13 protein-coding genes are annotated in these 15,842 nt (G+C 69.8%); 7 read left to right on the top strand and 6 right to left on the bottom strand.

Features of this window, described 5'->3' with window-relative positions:
- Positions 1-171: 171 nt before the first annotated feature.
- Positions 172-1,614 carry an NCS2 family permease gene (locus ABD243_RS01430; RefSeq protein WP_344361729.1) on the bottom strand — a complete coding sequence of 481 codons (1,443 nt, stop codon included), beginning with the start codon at positions 1,612-1,614 and terminating at the stop codon, positions 172-174.
- A 121-nt stretch (positions 1,615-1,735) separates the two neighbouring features.
- On the opposite strand from ABD243_RS01430, the gene ABD243_RS01425 reads away from it, so the two are divergent.
- The gene (locus ABD243_RS01425; RefSeq protein ID WP_116765548.1) at positions 1,736-2,353 is read left to right on the top strand and encodes a copper resistance CopC family protein; all 618 of its coding nucleotides are present in this window, start codon (positions 1,736-1,738) and stop codon (positions 2,351-2,353) included.
- A 71-nt stretch (positions 2,354-2,424) separates the two neighbouring features.
- Here the strand turns inward: ABD243_RS01425 and ABD243_RS01420 are convergent, their stop codons facing one another.
- Entirely contained in the window at positions 2,425-3,054 is a 630-nt protein-coding gene (locus tag ABD243_RS01420; RefSeq protein WP_116765549.1) for an NAD(P)/FAD-dependent oxidoreductase, read from the bottom strand.
- Positions 3,055-3,535: 481 nt separating this feature from the next.
- Between ABD243_RS01420 and ABD243_RS01415 the strand changes: the two genes are divergently transcribed.
- The 6 genes from ABD243_RS01415 to ABD243_RS01390 all read left to right on the top strand — a co-directional run bounded on the left by ABD243_RS01415 (position 3,536) and on the right by ABD243_RS01390 (position 11,430).
- Positions 3,536-4,573: a universal stress protein gene (locus ABD243_RS01415; RefSeq protein WP_344361229.1), complete on the top strand. Its 1,038-nt coding sequence runs from the start codon at positions 3,536-3,538 to the stop codon at positions 4,571-4,573.
- 43 nt (positions 4,574-4,616) lie between these two features.
- Positions 4,617-7,355: a PEP/pyruvate-binding domain-containing protein gene (locus ABD243_RS01410; RefSeq protein WP_344361227.1), complete on the top strand. Its 2,739-nt coding sequence runs from the start codon at positions 4,617-4,619 to the stop codon at positions 7,353-7,355.
- A gap of 50 nt (positions 7,356-7,405) precedes the next feature.
- A complete protein-coding gene (locus tag ABD243_RS01405) occupies positions 7,406-8,212 on the top strand; it encodes a hypothetical protein (protein WP_344361223.1) in 807 nt (268 codons plus the stop codon).
- A gap of 111 nt (positions 8,213-8,323) precedes the next feature.
- The gene (locus tag ABD243_RS01400) at positions 8,324-9,400 is read left to right on the top strand and encodes a LolA family protein (RefSeq protein WP_344361221.1); all 1,077 of its coding nucleotides are present in this window, start codon (positions 8,324-8,326) and stop codon (positions 9,398-9,400) included.
- A gap of 40 nt (positions 9,401-9,440) precedes the next feature.
- Positions 9,441-10,493 carry an ABC transporter ATP-binding protein gene (locus ABD243_RS01395; protein WP_344361219.1) on the top strand — a complete coding sequence of 351 codons (1,053 nt, stop codon included), beginning with the start codon at positions 9,441-9,443 and terminating at the stop codon, positions 10,491-10,493.
- 103 nt (positions 10,494-10,596) lie between these two features.
- Complete coding sequence (locus ABD243_RS01390) at positions 10,597-11,430, top strand: ABC transporter permease (protein WP_344361726.1); 834 nt, start codon at positions 10,597-10,599, stop codon at positions 11,428-11,430.
- A 103-nt stretch (positions 11,431-11,533) separates the two neighbouring features.
- Here ABD243_RS01390 and ABD243_RS01385 read toward each other — a convergent pair whose 3' ends face one another.
- The 4 genes from ABD243_RS01385 to ABD243_RS01370 all read right to left on the bottom strand — a co-directional run bounded on the left by ABD243_RS01385 (position 11,534) and on the right by ABD243_RS01370 (position 15,761).
- A complete protein-coding gene (locus tag ABD243_RS01385; protein WP_344361216.1) occupies positions 11,534-12,997 on the bottom strand; it encodes a C40 family peptidase in 1,464 nt (487 codons plus the stop codon).
- Between the two features lie 339 nt (positions 12,998-13,336).
- Complete coding sequence (locus tag ABD243_RS01380) at positions 13,337-14,257, bottom strand: cation diffusion facilitator family transporter (RefSeq protein WP_116765557.1); 921 nt, start codon at positions 14,255-14,257, stop codon at positions 13,337-13,339.
- Between the two features lie 10 nt (positions 14,258-14,267).
- The gene (locus tag ABD243_RS01375) at positions 14,268-14,711 is read right to left on the bottom strand and encodes a metallopeptidase family protein (RefSeq protein WP_116765558.1); all 444 of its coding nucleotides are present in this window, start codon (positions 14,709-14,711) and stop codon (positions 14,268-14,270) included.
- Between the two features lie 9 nt (positions 14,712-14,720).
- The gene (locus tag ABD243_RS01370) at positions 14,721-15,761 is read right to left on the bottom strand and encodes a DMT family transporter (RefSeq protein WP_116765559.1); all 1,041 of its coding nucleotides are present in this window, start codon (positions 15,759-15,761) and stop codon (positions 14,721-14,723) included.
- Positions 15,762-15,842: the final 81 nt, after the last annotated feature.

Raw genomic sequence — 15,842 nt, 5'->3', positions numbered from 1 at the left:
CCGAACACCAGCCGCTGCGCGCCGGGACTGTCCGAAATCCCGGAAACCCCGCCTGGCGGGGGACAAACGGTGGCGGCCAAACAGCAGCGCCGAGCTAGCGTTTCGCGGCAATGTATTCGAAGAACACTGCCACGAAATGCCAACTCGGCGCATGGAAAAGGCGGGAGGACCCTAGTGGATGCCGAGGGCCGCCTCGATCGGGCCGATCGCGAAGAACAGCGTGAACGCGGCAGCCACAACCCACATGAGCGGGTGCACCTCGCGGGCCCGGCCCTGGAACAGGCGGATCAGCACGAAGGTGATGAAGCCCGCGCCCAGGCCGTTGGCGATCGAGTAGGTGAACGGCATGAGGGTGAAGGTCAGGAACGCCGGGATCGCGATGCCCAAGTCCTGCCAGTCGATCTTGCCGACCTGCGAGACCATCATGAAGCCGACGATCACGAGGGCCGGGGCAACGGCCTCGAATGGCACGAGGTTGATCAGCGGGGTGAAGAACATGGCCACGAGGAACAGCAGGCCCGTGACGATGGATGCCAAGCCGGTGCGGGCGCCTTCGCCGATGCCGGCGCCGGATTCGACGTAGATCTGGTTCGAGGAGACGGAAGCGCCGCCGCCGATGATCGCGCCGAGGGCGTCCACCTGCAGCACACGGTCAACGTTGGGGATGTTGCCGTCCTTGTCGATCGTGCCGGCCTCGGTGGCCAGGCCCACCATGGTGCCCATGGCATCGAAGAAGATGCTGAGCAGGATCACGAAGGCCAGCAGGGTGGCGGCGACGAAGCCGAGGTGCTCAAAGGCGCCGAACGGGTTGGCCTTGCCGATCAGGGACAGGTCCGGGGCGGCCCACTCGGAGAACTTGGGCGCGACAAGGGACCAGCCCTGCGGGTTGTGGGTCTTGCCGTCGAAGCTGGGACCAATGTGCAGGGTGGATTCCAGGATCACGGACAGGATGGTCGAGGCGACGATGCCGATCAGGATGGCGCCCTTGACCTTGCGCACCACCAGGGCGATGGTCAGGATCAGGCCGAAGACGAACACGAAGGTGGGCCAGCCCAGCAGCTTGCCGTCGAAGCCCAGGCCGACCGGAACGGTGGTGCCGGCGACATCCGGGATGCGGCGCACGAAGCCCGCGTTGACGAGGCCGATCAGGGCGATGAAGAGGCCGATGCCGACCACGATCGCGGTCTTGAGCCCGTCGGGGACGGCCTTGAACACGGCCGTCCGGAAGCCGGTGAGGACCAGGATCAGCATGGTGATGCCGGAAAGCATGACCAGACCCATCATGTCCGGCCAGGACAGCCCGGGGTTGGTGGCCACCGTGACGGCGACGAACGCGTTGACGCCGAGTCCGGTTGCCAGGGCAAAGGGATGCTTGGCCCACGCGCCCATGAGGATCGTGAGGATGCCGGCCACGAAGGCGGTGGTTGCGGCGACCGCTGGGAAGCCGAGCGTCGTGCCTGTCGAGTCGGGCCCGGAGAGGATCAGCGGGTTTAGCACCACGATGTAGCTCATGGCGAAGAACGTGGCGAACCCTCCGCGGATCTCGCGCGAGAAGTTCGACCCCCGCTCGGAAATCTTGAAATACCGGTCGAGTGCAGAGCCCTGCTTGAGCATTAGTCCGTGCATTAGTCCTCCGGGAGTGATGGGTGTTGCCTAAATCCTATTGGGAGCCCCGCGGCCAACCCTTTGTTTTCGCCTAGTCTGTAAGGAAGACAACACTAGGAGTAGCCTGCCCATGCGCCCTGTCCGACACCTTTTGAGTGCCCTGCTGGGCGCCGTCGTCTTTGCGGCCGTCCTGCTGGGAGCCGTCGGCCCGGCGTCGGCGCACGATACCGCGGAGTCCACGAGCCCGGCCTCCGGAGCCACCGTGGCCACACCTCCGGACAAGGTCTCCGTCACGTTCAACCACAATCCGCTGGCCCTGGGCTCGGAGATCCTGGTCAACGACGCCACCGGCGCCAACTGGGCGGACGGTTCCGTGGAGATCGTGGACAACGTCGCTTCACAGAAACTAAAGTCCGGCGCCCCTGCAGGGCTCTACACCGTGCGGTGGCGGGTGGCCAGCTCCGACGGCCACCCGATCGAGGGCAGCTTCACATTCACCGCCACCGCCGCCGCATCGGGCACGACGGCGGCTTCCGCAGTCCCAACGATGGGCACCGCCCAGCCGGGCGCAACGCAGGCGCCGGCCCCGGTGCCGGATGCATCGCAGCCGTTTCCCTGGAGCGTCATGGGCTTCGTCGCGGTGGGGGTCGGCATCCTGGTGGCCCTGGGCCTGATGGCCAAACGCCGCCTCACCCCGGACGCGGACAGCGAAACCGCCGACGACTCAGGCAGCGACGCCGACAGCTGAACCAAAAGCAACGCGGGATCAGTTGTGACCCATCCGGCGCCCTCTGATAGGCCATAACTGGCCCCGCGTTGCTAAGCGGGAGCCGCCAGGGCGAAGCCGCCCGGAAGGAGCGTGGGGAGGCCGTCCGGGTAGACCTTGGCGGAGATCGCCTGCCCCACCACCTTGGCCTGGCGCAGGACCTCCTTGGGCGTGGGGGTAATGAGCTCGCCGACCCCCACGAGGTACATCCCGAGGGCATGCATCGCCGCCATGAGGTTCTGTCCGGCCGCCATGCCGAGTTGCGAGAGCATGCGGCGCAGCTGGCTGTGGGCGCAGCGGGTCAGGACGAGGTGGTCGGCCAGGAGGACACCGCCGGGGGTCTGGACTGCCCACTGTTCGGTGGGGGCCCCGTCGGCCCCGGCCTCAAGGTGGTCCAGCTGCAGGGCCCGGATGTTGTTCCGCACATCGAGCTTGTGGCTTGCCGCGTAATTGCGCAGGTGCCGCAGGATTTCGTTGCGCTCCTTCAGGCTCGCGGCATCCGCCGCGTCGCAGCGCTGGAGCGAGGAGGTGTTGGCCGGATGGCCGGACCCCAGAAGGTCCAGGCCGTCCACAATGATGGACGCGACGCCGCGGCGCTGGAGCTCGCTGGCCACAGCCAGCCCGGACAGACCCGTCCCGATGACTACGGCCGTAGTCCGCTCAATCCCGCCGTACAAAGGCATGCTCGACACTGCAGGGTTCCTCCTCGAAATGGTGCCAGTCGCGGGGTGAAACCCCGGACGCTGACCGAAACCTGGTTCCGGCCGCAGCAACCCCAGTAGCTGCGTTCTGTAATGCCGGTCTCGGTTCAGCAACGCCTCGAAGGATACCCAAGATTCGCGCCGATGGATAGGGGAGGTAGGACATTGGCCGAAGTCCCGGATTTTCGCGGATTTCATGCCGGCCATCGTGGGGATCCGGCCCCGAATGCCCGGGAAACCAGGCCGGCAAACAGCGTGTTAACTCTGCGTAAATCCTTCGGCCGAGGGCCGCCGGACCCGCCCGGACGGCCGTCTTGTGTGTTCGAAATTTAGGGGGAATAGTGAGGAAAATCAGGGGTTCCTGGGCGCAGATTCGGGGCCGCCTCGCCGGTGAACGCCGGGCGCCGGTACTTCTGGCAGAATAGCCGCAACATCAGGCAAGAATCGCGAGGAGGCGGACCCCATGGGCCGTGAACAGGTGCATCCGGACCCGGCAGGGGAGACCGGCGGCGAGCAGGCGCCTCCGCGTGGCATCGTGGTGGGCGTGGATGGCTCCGACCACAGCCACTGTGCCCTCGTGTGGGCAGCCCGCGAGGCGGAGCGCCGTCGCCGCCCGCTGCACATCGTGACCGCCTATTCGGTTCCGATCTTTGCCGCATCCGGGCTCGACGGCGGCTACGCCACCGTGGACGACTCCGTGATCCGCGAAGGCGCTGAAGCGATCCTCAAGCACGCCCTGGACAAGGTGGCCGGCTACAACATCGACGTCGACGCGTCCGTGGAGAACGGCGACGCCTCCGGCGTACTGCTGGACATCAGCGAAACGGCAGAACTTCTGGTTTTCGGAACCCGCGGCCGCGGCGGCTTTGTTGGCCGGCTGCTCGGCTCCGTCAGCAGTGCTCTGCCCGCCCACGCGAAGTGCCCTACCGTCACCGTTCCGCTGATCTGCGCGGACCGCCTGGGTGAAATCACTGACGACAAGCACGTCCTGGCCGAACGGGCGAAGTCGGGCCACCAGCCTGTCGAGAACGTCGTAGTGGCCGGCGTCGACGGCTCCGACCAGGCCCGCATCGCGGTGCTTGAGGCTGCAGCACAGGCCCAACGGCTCTCCGCCCGACTGCGGCTGGTGTGCGCCGTGCCGCAGTACACCGGCTCACTGGCCTGGGTGCCCACCCCGATGGACCGCGATGCCTTGTTCGCGGACATCAAGGTCCAGCTCGACGCCGGCGTAGCCTGGGTGCGGAGCCACTTCCCCGGCCTGGAGGTCGAGACCCAGCTCGTGGACGGTTCTCCCGTCGACATTCTCGTGGGCGCCAGCCGGCACGTGGAACTCGTGGTGCTCGGCACCCGCGGCCGCGGCGGCTTCGCCGGAATGCTGCTGGGCTCCACAACCGACGGCGTCCTCCACCATGCCAAGGGACCGGTCATGGTGGTGCCGGACCGCGACGACCCCCGGCTGGCGGACAGAGCCAGCTTCGGCCCGATGCTCGGCGACTCCTAACCGCCCGGGGCTACGGGCTCGACGCCGGAAGGACGGTCCGCACATGGAGCACCCCCGGAGGCCGGACCCGTCCGGAGGCGCGATCAAGGCCCAGGACGCGCCGGTCCTGGCCTTGGAACGTCTTGGCCAGGACATGCTGGCCGAGGCCGGCGGCAAGGCGGCCAACCTGGGCGAGCTGGCCCGGGCAGGCTTGCCCGTTCCCGCCGGCTTCTGCCTGACAACCCGGGCCTATCTGGACGCCACGGCCTCCGCGGCGCTGGCGGACGTGCACCATGCCATCGCCGCAACCGCCCCCGATGATCTGGCCGGACTGGCGTTGCTCGCCGCAAAGGCCCGGGCACTAGTGCTCGACGCCGCCGTCCCGGCCGGCATCGATGCCGCCGTGCGGGCCGCCTATGCGGCGCTGGGCGACGATACGGCGGTCGCGGTGCGGTCCTCCGCGACCGCCGAGGACCTGCCCTTTGCCAGTTTCGCCGGCCAGCAGGACACGTTCCTGAATGTGGTCGGCGCGGATTCCGTGCTGTCCGCCGTCCGGCAGTGCTGGGCCTCGCTGTGGACCGACCGCGCGGTGACGTACCGGGCGGTGCAGGGAATCAGCCCGTCCGCTGTGTCCCTCGCGGTGGTGGTCCAGCGCATGGTGGACGCGGCCGTGGCGGGGGTGCTCTTCTCGGCCAACCCGGTCACCGGGCGACGGCACGAGGCGGTCATCGACGCCAGCCCGGGGCTGGGGGAGGCCGTGGTGTCCGGGGCCGTCAACCCGGACCACTTCGTGATCGACGGTGCCACGGGAACGATCCTGGAGCGGCGGATCGGGGACAAAGGACTGCTCATCCGGCCCCTCCCCGGCGGCGGAACCGAGCGGGTGGCCCAGCCCGGAGCCGGGTCCGGGCCAAGCCTGAACGATGCCCAGCTGGCCGCGCTGGAACTCCTGGGCCGCCGTGCCGAGGTGCATTTCGGCTCGCCGCAGGACCTCGAATGGGCCATCGGCCGCGACGGTGCCGTGTGGCTGACCCAGTCCAGGCCCATCACCACGCTCTATCCGATGCCGGACAAGCCGCCGACCGGGCCGGGGCCCCGCGTCTATCTGTGCTTTAGCCTGGCCCAGGGCCTGACCCGGCCGCTGACGCCGATGGGCCTCGCCGGCATCCGGCTGATTGCATCCTCCGTGGCGGAGGCGGCGCATTTCCCGGTGCCGGTGCCCCGGGACGGGCCCTCGCCGTACGCGGAGGCCGGACAACGCATCTTCTTCGACCTCACTCCCGTGGTCCGGAGCAAGGCCGGGCGCGCGTTCGTCCCCCGGGTCTTCGACATCATGGAGGCGCGGTCGGCGGTGGTGCTGCGCCAGCTCTTCGCCGATCCCAGGTTCTCCGTCGTCACGAGCTCGCAGTGGCGGCTCCTGCGCCGCGTCGCCCCGGTAGCGGCGCGGGCGAGAGTCCCGGAGACCCTGGTCCGCGGCCTGCTCCGGCCCGAAGACGCGCTGCGCCGGGCCGACCGTGTGGGCGAACAGCTCAGGGCTGCCCTCACAGTGCCCGCCGCCGCCACGGCCGCGCAGCGACTGGACCACGTTGAGCGGATCCTCGACCGAAGCGTCTTTCCGGTGGTTCCCGCCCTCATGCCTCTGCCCGCGCTCGGGTTCGCGCTGCTGGCCGCGGCCGGGAAACTCGCGGGAAGCCCGGGGAACGGGGCACTGCAGGACGTCCTGCGGGGCCTGCCCAACAATGTGACCACCGAAATGGACCTCGACCTGTGGGCGCTGGCTGCCGCCATCCGGAAGGACCCCGCAGCGGCGGAGGTGTTCGGTGGGACCGCACTGCCCGAGCTGGCACGGCGCTACCGGACAGGGGAGCTTCCCGGCGTTGTGCAGTCCGGGCTCTCCGGCTTCCTGAGCCGGTACGGCCACCGGGCCGTGGCGGAAATCGACCTCGGCATGCCCCGCTGGTCTGACGACCCGACCCACATCCTCGGCGTCCTGGCCAACTATCTGCGCGTGGACGACCCGACCCTCGCCCCGGACCGGCAATTCGAGAAGGCGGCGCGGGAGGCGGACGCGCAGGTGGAGCGGCTTGTGGCTGCGGCGAAGCAGCGCAGCCGCTTGCGTGGAGCGCTTGTCCGGGCCGCGCTGAGACGGACCCGGATGTTCGCCGGGTTGCGTGAACTGCCCAAGTACCACCTTGTGGAGGCGCTCGGCGCTGTCCGGCAACAACTCGCGGCGGTGGGGGCCGAACTCGCCGCAGCGGGGACCATCGACGCGGCGGACGATATCTTCTTCCTCGACCTGGGCGAGGCGCACGCGGGCCTGGGCGGCGCCGCGCTGCGCGGGATCGTGCAGCAGCGCCGGGAGGCGTACGTGGCCGAATTGGGCCGGCGGCACATTCCGCGCGTGCTGCTTTCCGATGGCACCGAGCCCGAAGCCGTGCAGTCCGACGCCGGCGGCCGGGGGGCGGGGGACGCGGACCGATCGGCGGGGGTGCTCTCCGGGACGCCTGCCTCGGCCGGGACTGTCAGCGCCCGGGCCCGCGTGATCTTGGACCCGCAGGGCGCGCATCTGGAACCGGGCGAGATCCTCGTGGCGCCGTCCACGGATCCCGGCTGGACGCCGCTGTTCCTGACAGCCGGCGGCCTCGTGATGGAAATGGGCGGCCCCAACTCCCACGGCGCTGTCGTCGCGCGGGAATATGGCATCCCTGCGGTGGTGGGTGTACCCGACGCGACATCTCGGATCGCCACGGGCGACGACATCACTGTCGACGGCGCCGCCGGCACGGTGACTCCGTCACAGTGACGCTGGCACCGTAACGCCGTCACAGTAGCGCTGCTCGCTACAGTGGGGCCATGAGCGAAGCACGCGGTTCGGAGGGCCAGCATCCCGGGGCAAGCGGGATGCCCGGCACGGGCGCCCCGGTAGCCGAGACCGCACCGCCCGAAACCCCTGCGCCCGAAACCCCCGGGCCGGAGGCGCGCGCCCCGGAAGCTCCCGGCCGGCTCCGGTCCCTGGACGGCGATGCATGGCTGCCGGCGTGGCTCGTGGAGCATCCGCTGACGGCCGGCTGGGCGTGGGCCGGGTTCTGGGCGGCCCTGATCGTGGCCGACGAGTTCCTGGACCTGGCCGGCTGGTCCTGGTATGTGCTGGTGGGCATGGCCGCGCTGCCGACCCTGCTGGCCAGCATCGCCTTGCTGCACGCGACCCCGCGCCGGTACCTGAAGCCGCGCCGGGACTCCGTGCTGGGCCACTTCTTTGTCCGCTTCCTCGCCTTGATTGCCGCGTTCCTCGTGTGGGGCGTGTCCGTGGTCATGAGCGCCTCGATCTCAACGACCCTTCAGTCGCTCGTCGGCGCGTCCGAACGCGAGGTCACCGCGGTGGGCTTCAACCTCCTGCTGGCCGCGATCCCGCTGGTGGTCTCGGTACTGTGGCTGGCCTTCATCATCCGCTGTGCCTGGTTCCTGCGGCGGCTCCGGGGCTGGAAACAAGCCCCGGGATCCGGCACCGTGCCCAAGAAGTTCCTTCGCGACAGGCCGCGGCTGAAGCGGGTGGTGGTGGGCCTCGCCCATCCCGGGCTGCTGCTCGTCGCCGGTCTTGGCACCTCGGTGCTCGCGTTCCTGCTCGGCGCCGTCGAGCTGACAATCAACGTGCTGAAGTAGGACACCGCGCGGCCGGGGCCAGGCGTACTGTTGTTGTATGAGCTGCACTGCTGGAGCACGCGTTCTTCAGACGCGGAATTGTGAATCACTACTTCTTGGGGCGCGGTCACGATGACCCGCAAGTGGCTGCGGTGGCTGCCCGCCGTGGCCGTTCCCGCCGTCATCGCCGCCGGTGCGCTGGCCGGATCCCTGCCCGCCAGCGCCGGGGACCCGCTGCCGCCCAAGACGCCCGAACAGGTGCTGCAGCTGATCGCCCAGCACAGCGAGCCCGCGCTCTCCGGAACACTGGAACAGTCCTCGGAGCTGGGCCTTCCCGAACTCCCCAAGACCGATCCCGGCACGGATTCTTCAAGCACCGCCTGGCTCGAACTGCTGACCGGGCCGCACACCGCGCGCGTCTATCGCGACGGCCCGGACCACGCCCGCATCCAGGTGATGGACCAGCTGGCCGAACGGAACGCCGTCCGCAACGGCAACGACGTGTGGTTCTACAACTCCAAGGACAACACGGCCTCCCACGTCCAGCTCCCGGCCGACGCCGGCCGCGCCCACAACAGCGGCAAGGACGCCACGGCCACCCCGGACCAGCTCGCCGCAATGTTCTTGGCCAAGATCGACCCCAGCACTGACGTCACGGTGGGCGCCGACGTCCAGGTGGCAGGCCGGCCCGCATACAACCTGGTGCTCACGCCGAAGTCCGACGCGACCCTGGTCTCGTCCATCGCAGTTGCCGTGGACGGCCAGACCGGCCTGCCGCTGGGCGTTGAGGTCAAAGCCCGCGGACAGGCGGATCCCGCCTTCCGCGTCGCCTACACGAGCCTGACCCTTGCAGCCCCCGACGCGTCCGTCTTCGCGTTCAGCCCGCCGCCGGGCGCCACGGTCAAGGAGATCCCGGTCCCGGAACACAAGCACGGCACTGACTCCGAAGAGGGGACGCCCCCGGCCAAGGACAGCGCACGCAAGCCGGCCGTCACGGGGTCCGGCTGGGACGCGGTGGTTGAGTTCCCGGCGGGAACGCAGAAGCCGACGTCGGACGCGGCGGCACCGCTCCAACAGCTCACCGTCCCGGTCCAGGGCGGCCGGCTCCTGTCCACCGCGCTGGTGAACGTCCTGATGCTCGACGACGGGCGGATCTTTGCCGGCTCGGTGCCTGTGGAGCGGCTCCAGGCCGCTGCCGCGCAGAAGTGAATACCGGCCCGGTTTCCGGGGACCTGCCGGTGACGGCCGCGTGAGCGCCGCCGGGCCGGCGGCCGAGCTGCGCACCGAGCTGAGCATTGAGACCAGGGGCCTGACCAAGCGGTTCGGCCATCAACTGGCAGTCGACGATGTCGATCTCGCCGTGCCGAAAGGCGCCGTCTTCGGCTTCCTGGGCCCGAACGGCTCGGGGAAGACCACCACCATCAGGCTCCTGCTGGGCTTGGCCTCGGCCACCGGCGGCTCCATGCGCGTCCTGGGCGAGGAGATGCCCGGGAAACTCAATGACGTCCTGCCCCGGGTCGGCGCCCTGGTCGAGGGGCCAGCCTTCTACCCCTTCCTCTCCGGCGCCGCCAACCTGCACCGCATGGACGCCGCGGATCCCTACGGGGTGGCCGCCACGCGGCGGGCCCGGATCCAGTCGGCCTTGGACCGGGTGGGCCTGACGCACGCCGCGGACAAGAAGGTCCGCGCCTATTCACTGGGCATGAAGCAGCGGCTGGGGATCGCCAACGCCCTGCTGGCGCCGCGGGACCTTCTGGTGCTGGACGAACCCACCAACGGACTGGATCCCCAGGGCACCCGGGAAGTGCGCAGCCTGGTGCGTTCGCTCGCGGCCGACGGCGCCACGGTGTTCGTCTCCAGCCACCTGCTCGCCGAAGTGGAACAGATCTGCACACATGCGGCCATCATGAGCGCGGGACGCCTAGTGGCGCAGGGAACCCTGGCAGAGCTGCGCCGGGCCGGCCAGGCGCGGATCCGCGTGCTGACGCCGGACCCCGGCACCGCGGCACACGTGCTAGCCGGGCTGGGACTGACCGCCACGGTGAGTCCCGACGGCGCCGCTTCCGCGGGGCCCGACGCGGTCCTTTTCGCGCCGCTGCCTGCACCGGCGGCAGCGCCGGCCCCGGCGGCCCGGGAAACGGCAGGGGCCGCGGACGCGGGGCCGCAAGACGTGGAACCCGAAGCCGTGGTGGCCGCCCTCGTGGCAGCGGGGGTCCGGGTCCGCGGCTTCGCGACCGAACAGGTCAGCCTGGAGGACCGCTTCGTGGCGTTGACGGGGGAGGGGTTCGACGTTGTCCAGTAACGGCTCATCCGCGGGCGGCCCGTCGGGGGCCCCATCAGGCAGCCCGACCGGCGGCCCCAGCGGAGCGGCCGGTGACGCCGCCACCGACGTTACGGCGGCGAGCCTGCCGGGCCGACGCCGGTCCGTGACCGGGGGCCTGCTGGCCTCTGAACTCGGCTTGCTGTTCCGCCGCCGCAGGACGTGGGCCATGCTGTGCGCGCTGGCGGCCATCCCCATCCTGATTGCCGTGGCCGTGCGGGTCTCCTCGGCCGTGCCGGCCGGCCGGGGGCCCGCCTTCCTGGACAGGATCACCCAGAACGGCCTGTTCGTAGGCGTCACGGCGATGGTGGTCTCCGTTCCGCTGTTCCTGCCGCTGACTGTCGGCGTGGTGGCCGGAGACACGATCGCCGGCGAGGCCGGGCAGGGAACCCTCAGGTATCTGCTGGTGGCTCCGGCCGGGCGGGTCCGCCTGTTGCTCATCAAATATGCCGGCGCGGCACTGTTCGTGGTCGTTGCCCCGCTCGTCGTGGCAATGGTCGGAGCAGGCATCGGCGCGGCGCTCTTCCCCGTGGGACCCGTGACCCTGCTCTCCGGCGACACGATCGGTACCGGCGAGGCCATGGTCCGGCTGCTGCTGATCGCCGCCTATCTGGCGGTTTCGCTGCTGGGGTTGTCCGCGATCGGACTCTTCATCTCCACCCTGACGGACGTTCCGGTCGGGGCCATGGCGGCCACCGTGGTGCTCTCGGTCGTTGCGCAGGTCCTGGACGCGCTGCCGCAACTTGAGTGGTTGCATCCCTGGTTGTTCAGCCACTACTGGCTGGACTTTGGCGATCTCCTCCGCCAGCCGCTCTCCTGGGACTCCTTCGCCGCCAACGCCGTCCTGCAGGCCGGCTACGTCGCCGTCTTCGGTGCGCTGGCTTACGGCCGTTTCATCACCAAGGACGTGCTCTCCTAGCTCCGGGACCAGGCCCTCGCGTCTCAAAACCCGGCGCCCAGGGGCTTGGCCCCACGAGCGGGACCAACCGAAGGACCCGGCTAGCGGGACCTAGTAGCGGCTCTCAGTAGCGGGCCGCGTAGCCATAGAGCTGCATCCCGGACATGGCGGCCACATCGGTGACGGTGATGCCGGCGTCGGGATTGAGGGCCTGGACCACGCGGCCGCCGCCGAGGTAGATGGCCACATGGTAGAACCCCGGAGGTGAACCCCAGACGAGCAAGTCGCCGGGACGGGCCTGGGAGAGCGGTACGTGGACAGGGGCCTGCGCGAACTGCTGGGAGGCCGTGCGCGGCAGGTACTTGCCGGCCGCGGCGAATGCATTCTGCACCAGGCCCGAGCAGTCAAACCCGTAGGCCCCGGTTCCGCCGTACTGGTAGAAGTACGGCGATCCGGTCTTGCCAAGCGCCACCGAAATGGCCGTCTGGTTTGACCCGCCCGCAATCGGCGCGGGAACCGGGACGGGCACAGGAACCGGAACGGGTACCGGTGCCGGTGCCTGAACGGGCTCCGGAGCCGGCGCAGGCGCAGGAGCGGGCGCGGGTTCCGGGGCAGCAGCGGGCGGCACCTCGACCGGGGCGGGGGCCGGCGCGGCTGGCTGCGGGGCGGCCGAACCGCCTCCTCCCGGTGATGCCGGGGCCGGCTGGGAACCTGAAGCAGGCTGGGAGCCGGTGCCCGGCTGCGGGGCGGAGCCGGCAGCGGCGGTCAGGGCCGCCAGCCGTTCCTGCTGGCGCTGCCGGTCGAGGGCGTCCACCCGGGCCGACTCCAGCGCCGCGGTGGTGTTCCTGAGGCTTGCCAGCTGATCCACCAGGGCGGACCGCTGGGCTTTGGCATCTGCCACGGCCTGGCGCTGGGCAGCCGTCGCGCGGTCGGCGTCGGTCTTGCGGGCTTCCGCCGTCGTGGCCGCCTCGTCGGCGGCGCGGTTGGCATCTGCCGCGGCCTCCGTCAACGACTGCGCGGCGGCGGCCGCGGTTTCCGCGGACTGGAAGGCCCGGGCGCGTCCGGCCGTCACGGCCTCCAGGGTGGCGGCATCTTCGAGCGCCTGCCCGGTGCCGCTGACAAAGCTGCTAAGGGCCGGATTCAGGCCGCCGTTGCGGTACAAATCGCCGGCCAGCTGGCCGACCTGCTTGCGGGTCTTGGCCTGTTCGGCCTCGGCGGCGGCAGCCCTGGCTGCTGCGACAGTGGCCGCGTCACGCCGGGTGGCGAGCTCCACGAGGGCCTCGCCGTAGGCGTTGTTCGCTTGCAGGGATGCGCCGAGGCTGGTTTCCTGGGCGGCCGAGGCATCGGCCAGGAGCCCGTCGATCCTGGTGACCTCCGCCGCCGTCGCGCTTTCACTGGACTTGGCGGCGGCAATCTCTTCCGGCGAGGGGATCTCCGGCGACGCCGGAACCCGGCCGGCGGCCGGCAGGGATCCGCGTGCCTGCCCAAGAGTCAGTGCAGAGGCCTGCGCCGGGAGCGCGAGCGTTCCAAGGAGGACGACGGCGGTGCACAGCACAGCCGTCTTGCGACCGGATCCGGTCCAGCTCATGGGCAAACCTCGCTGAAGTCTAAGGCTGGAATGAGCGAGGTTGGATTTGGCACGTGAAGAAGCCCCTCTGCGGATTACCCAGCAGGCATGAGGCTACGTGCCAAAGACCACTTTGGCAACACGAGTCACACCAACAACATAAACAACATTGGTGTCATTTAGCCACGTTTGCGCGGGGTGTGTCCGGCCGGGGACAGGTTATCGGCGGCGCGTCAGGCGGGCCCGGGGCAGCGCAGGGAGGAACGCATGCAGCAAACGGCGCCCGGGGCAGCGGCCGGACCAGCGGCCTGAACGCCAGCGGCGACGGCGGCCTGCCCCGGGTTAACGCGCTCCCGTCGCTCAGGCGTGCTGGTGCGCTTCGTGCTCCGAATGGGTGGCGGGTTCCAGCTGGAAGGTGCAGTGTTCCGTGTCGAAGTGGGAGCCCAGGCAGGCGGTGAGCTTGTCCAAGACCCGGTCGGCGCCACGGGCGCCGAGCGCGGCGTCCTCCACCACCACGTGCGCGGAGAACACGGGGACGCCCGAGGTGATGGTCCAGATGTGGATGTCGTGGACGGAGACCACGCCGTCCACCGCGAGGATGTGCTCGCGGATCATCTGGACGTCCACGCCCTTGGGGGTGGCCTCGAGGAGCACGTCCACGACGTCGCGCAGCAGGTGCCAGGCCCGCGGCAGGATCATGAGGGCAATGAGGATCGAGGCAATGGTGTCTGCCGCCTGGAATCCGGTGATCATGATGACCAGCGCCGCCGCGATGACGGCAAAGGATCCCAGCAGATCGCCCAGGACCTCCAGGTAGGCGCCGCGGACGTTGAGGCTTTCCTTCTGGGCGCCGCGCAGGATCAGCAGGGAGACCAGGTTGGCGACGGCGCCGAGGATCGCAGCGGACAGCATCACGTCGGTGTGGACCTCCGGGGCCGAGCCGAGCCGGCGGATCGCTTCGGTGAAGATCACCACCGAGATGACGATCAGGACCAGGGCGTTTGCCAGTGCGGCCAAGACCTCGGCGCGCTGGTATCCGTAAGTGCGAAGGTCGCTGGCGGGCCGGGTGGCGATCCATGCGGCCAGCAGGGCGATGAAGACGCCGGCGGCGTCGGAGAGCATGTGGCCGGCGTCGGCGAGCAGCGCCAGGGAGCCCGAGATGACGGCGCCAATGGTTTGCACGAGCACCACAGCGAGCGTGATGGCCAGGACGGCGATCAGGCGCTTCCGATGTTTCCCGGTGGCGGTGATGCCGTGCGAGTGGCTGTGGTCGTGTCCCATGCCTCTAAGGCTAGCCCCAGCCGAGCTCGTGCAGGCGTTCGTCGCTGATGCCGAAGTGGTGCGCGATCTCATGCACCACGGTCACGGTGACTTCCTCGATCACGTCCTCGCGGGATGCGCAGATCTCCAGGATGGGCTGGCGGTAGATCGTGATCCGGTCCGGCAGCGAGCCTGCGTCCCACCAGGAGTCCCGCTCGGTCAGGGGAACCCCCTCGTAGAGGCCCAGCAGCACGGTGTCCGGGTCCTCGCCGGGCTGCGGGGTGTAGTCGTCCTCGATGAAGATCGCGACATTGCTCATGGTATGTGCCAGTTCGGGCGGGATCCGGTCCAGGGCGTCGCTCACGGCGGCCTCGAAGTCGTCCTCGGACATCGGGAACGGGCCGCCTTCCGGACCGTCACCGTCGTCCCCGCCGTTTGGAATGATCGGCAGGCCGGGCGGCAGGGACGGGGTCATGGGGAAACTCTAGCGGGACCGGCGCCGCGTCAGCCCCACGCCCACGAGGCAGATCACGCCGCCCACCAGGCCCCAGATGGTCGGAATCTCGCCCAGTACCAGCCAGGAGATCAGGATCGTGGTGCCCGGGACCAGATAGGTGGTGGCGGCGAGGCGTCCGGCGTCAATCAGGGACAGCGCGTAGGCCCACGTGGTGAAGGCGATCGCGGTGGGGAAGATGCCCAGGTACACCAGTCCCAGCGTGGCCGGCAGGGAAGCGGCCTGCAGTTCACTGATCAGCTGGCCGCTGAAGGGCAGGCAGCAGATGGCGCCGACCATAATGCCGAACCACGTGGCCTGGGCGGCCGGGAACTTCCGGAGCACCGGTTTTTGCACGATCACGCTTACTGCGGCCAGCGCGGCCGCGAGAAGGCAGAGCAGCACGCCGGCCACGTCCGCCGTCGACCGCTGGCCGGAACCGAGGGCGATCACGGCCACGCCGCCGAAAGCGATCAGGCTGCCGATGATCAGCCAGCGCGGGAAGCCCTCTTTCAGGATCACACCGGCCATCACGGCGACCAGGATGGGGTTGACGTTGATCAGCAGGGCGGCCGTGCCGGCGTCGAGCATGTGCTCGGCGGCGTTGAGCGCCACGTTGTAGCCTCCGAACCACATGACGCCGTAGGCCAGGATGGGCCACCATTCGCGGCCCCGGGGCAGTCCCCTGAGCTTCGGCACCACCAGGAGGCCCAGTACGACGGCGGCGACGGCCAGCCGCCCGAGCGTCAGGGGGCCGGGGGAGAAGCTCGGGCCCACGGCCCGGATGCCCACGAAAGCGGAAGCCCACAGCACCACGGTGACGACGACGGCGGCGATGCCGAGCCTGCTGATCGGGGCCGGCTGGCCGGGGGTTCCGGGGCGGCGGGTGCCGGTCGGGCCCTTCGGCTGGACGGTGGCGGAGGTGACCGCCCGGACGGGGGCGGGGGTGACCGCCTGGTTGGGCACGTCGTGCGTGCCGGCCGGCTGGGTGTGGTCCGGACTGGGAGAGCCTGTTTCGGCGGTTGTTGCCATGCTGCAAATCTAGCCTCTCGCCCCCGGCCTCAGCTGGCGGAAATCGGTCACGTCTAGACGGTTTTCCGCCAAACTTCTGCC

This window comes from Arthrobacter humicola (assembly GCF_039531445.1).
GTDB classification, from domain to species: domain Bacteria; phylum Actinomycetota; class Actinomycetes; order Actinomycetales; family Micrococcaceae; genus Arthrobacter; species Arthrobacter humicola.
The sequence above is the reverse complement of the archived record's forward strand: the minus strand, read 5'-3'. Positions and strand labels throughout refer to the sequence as shown.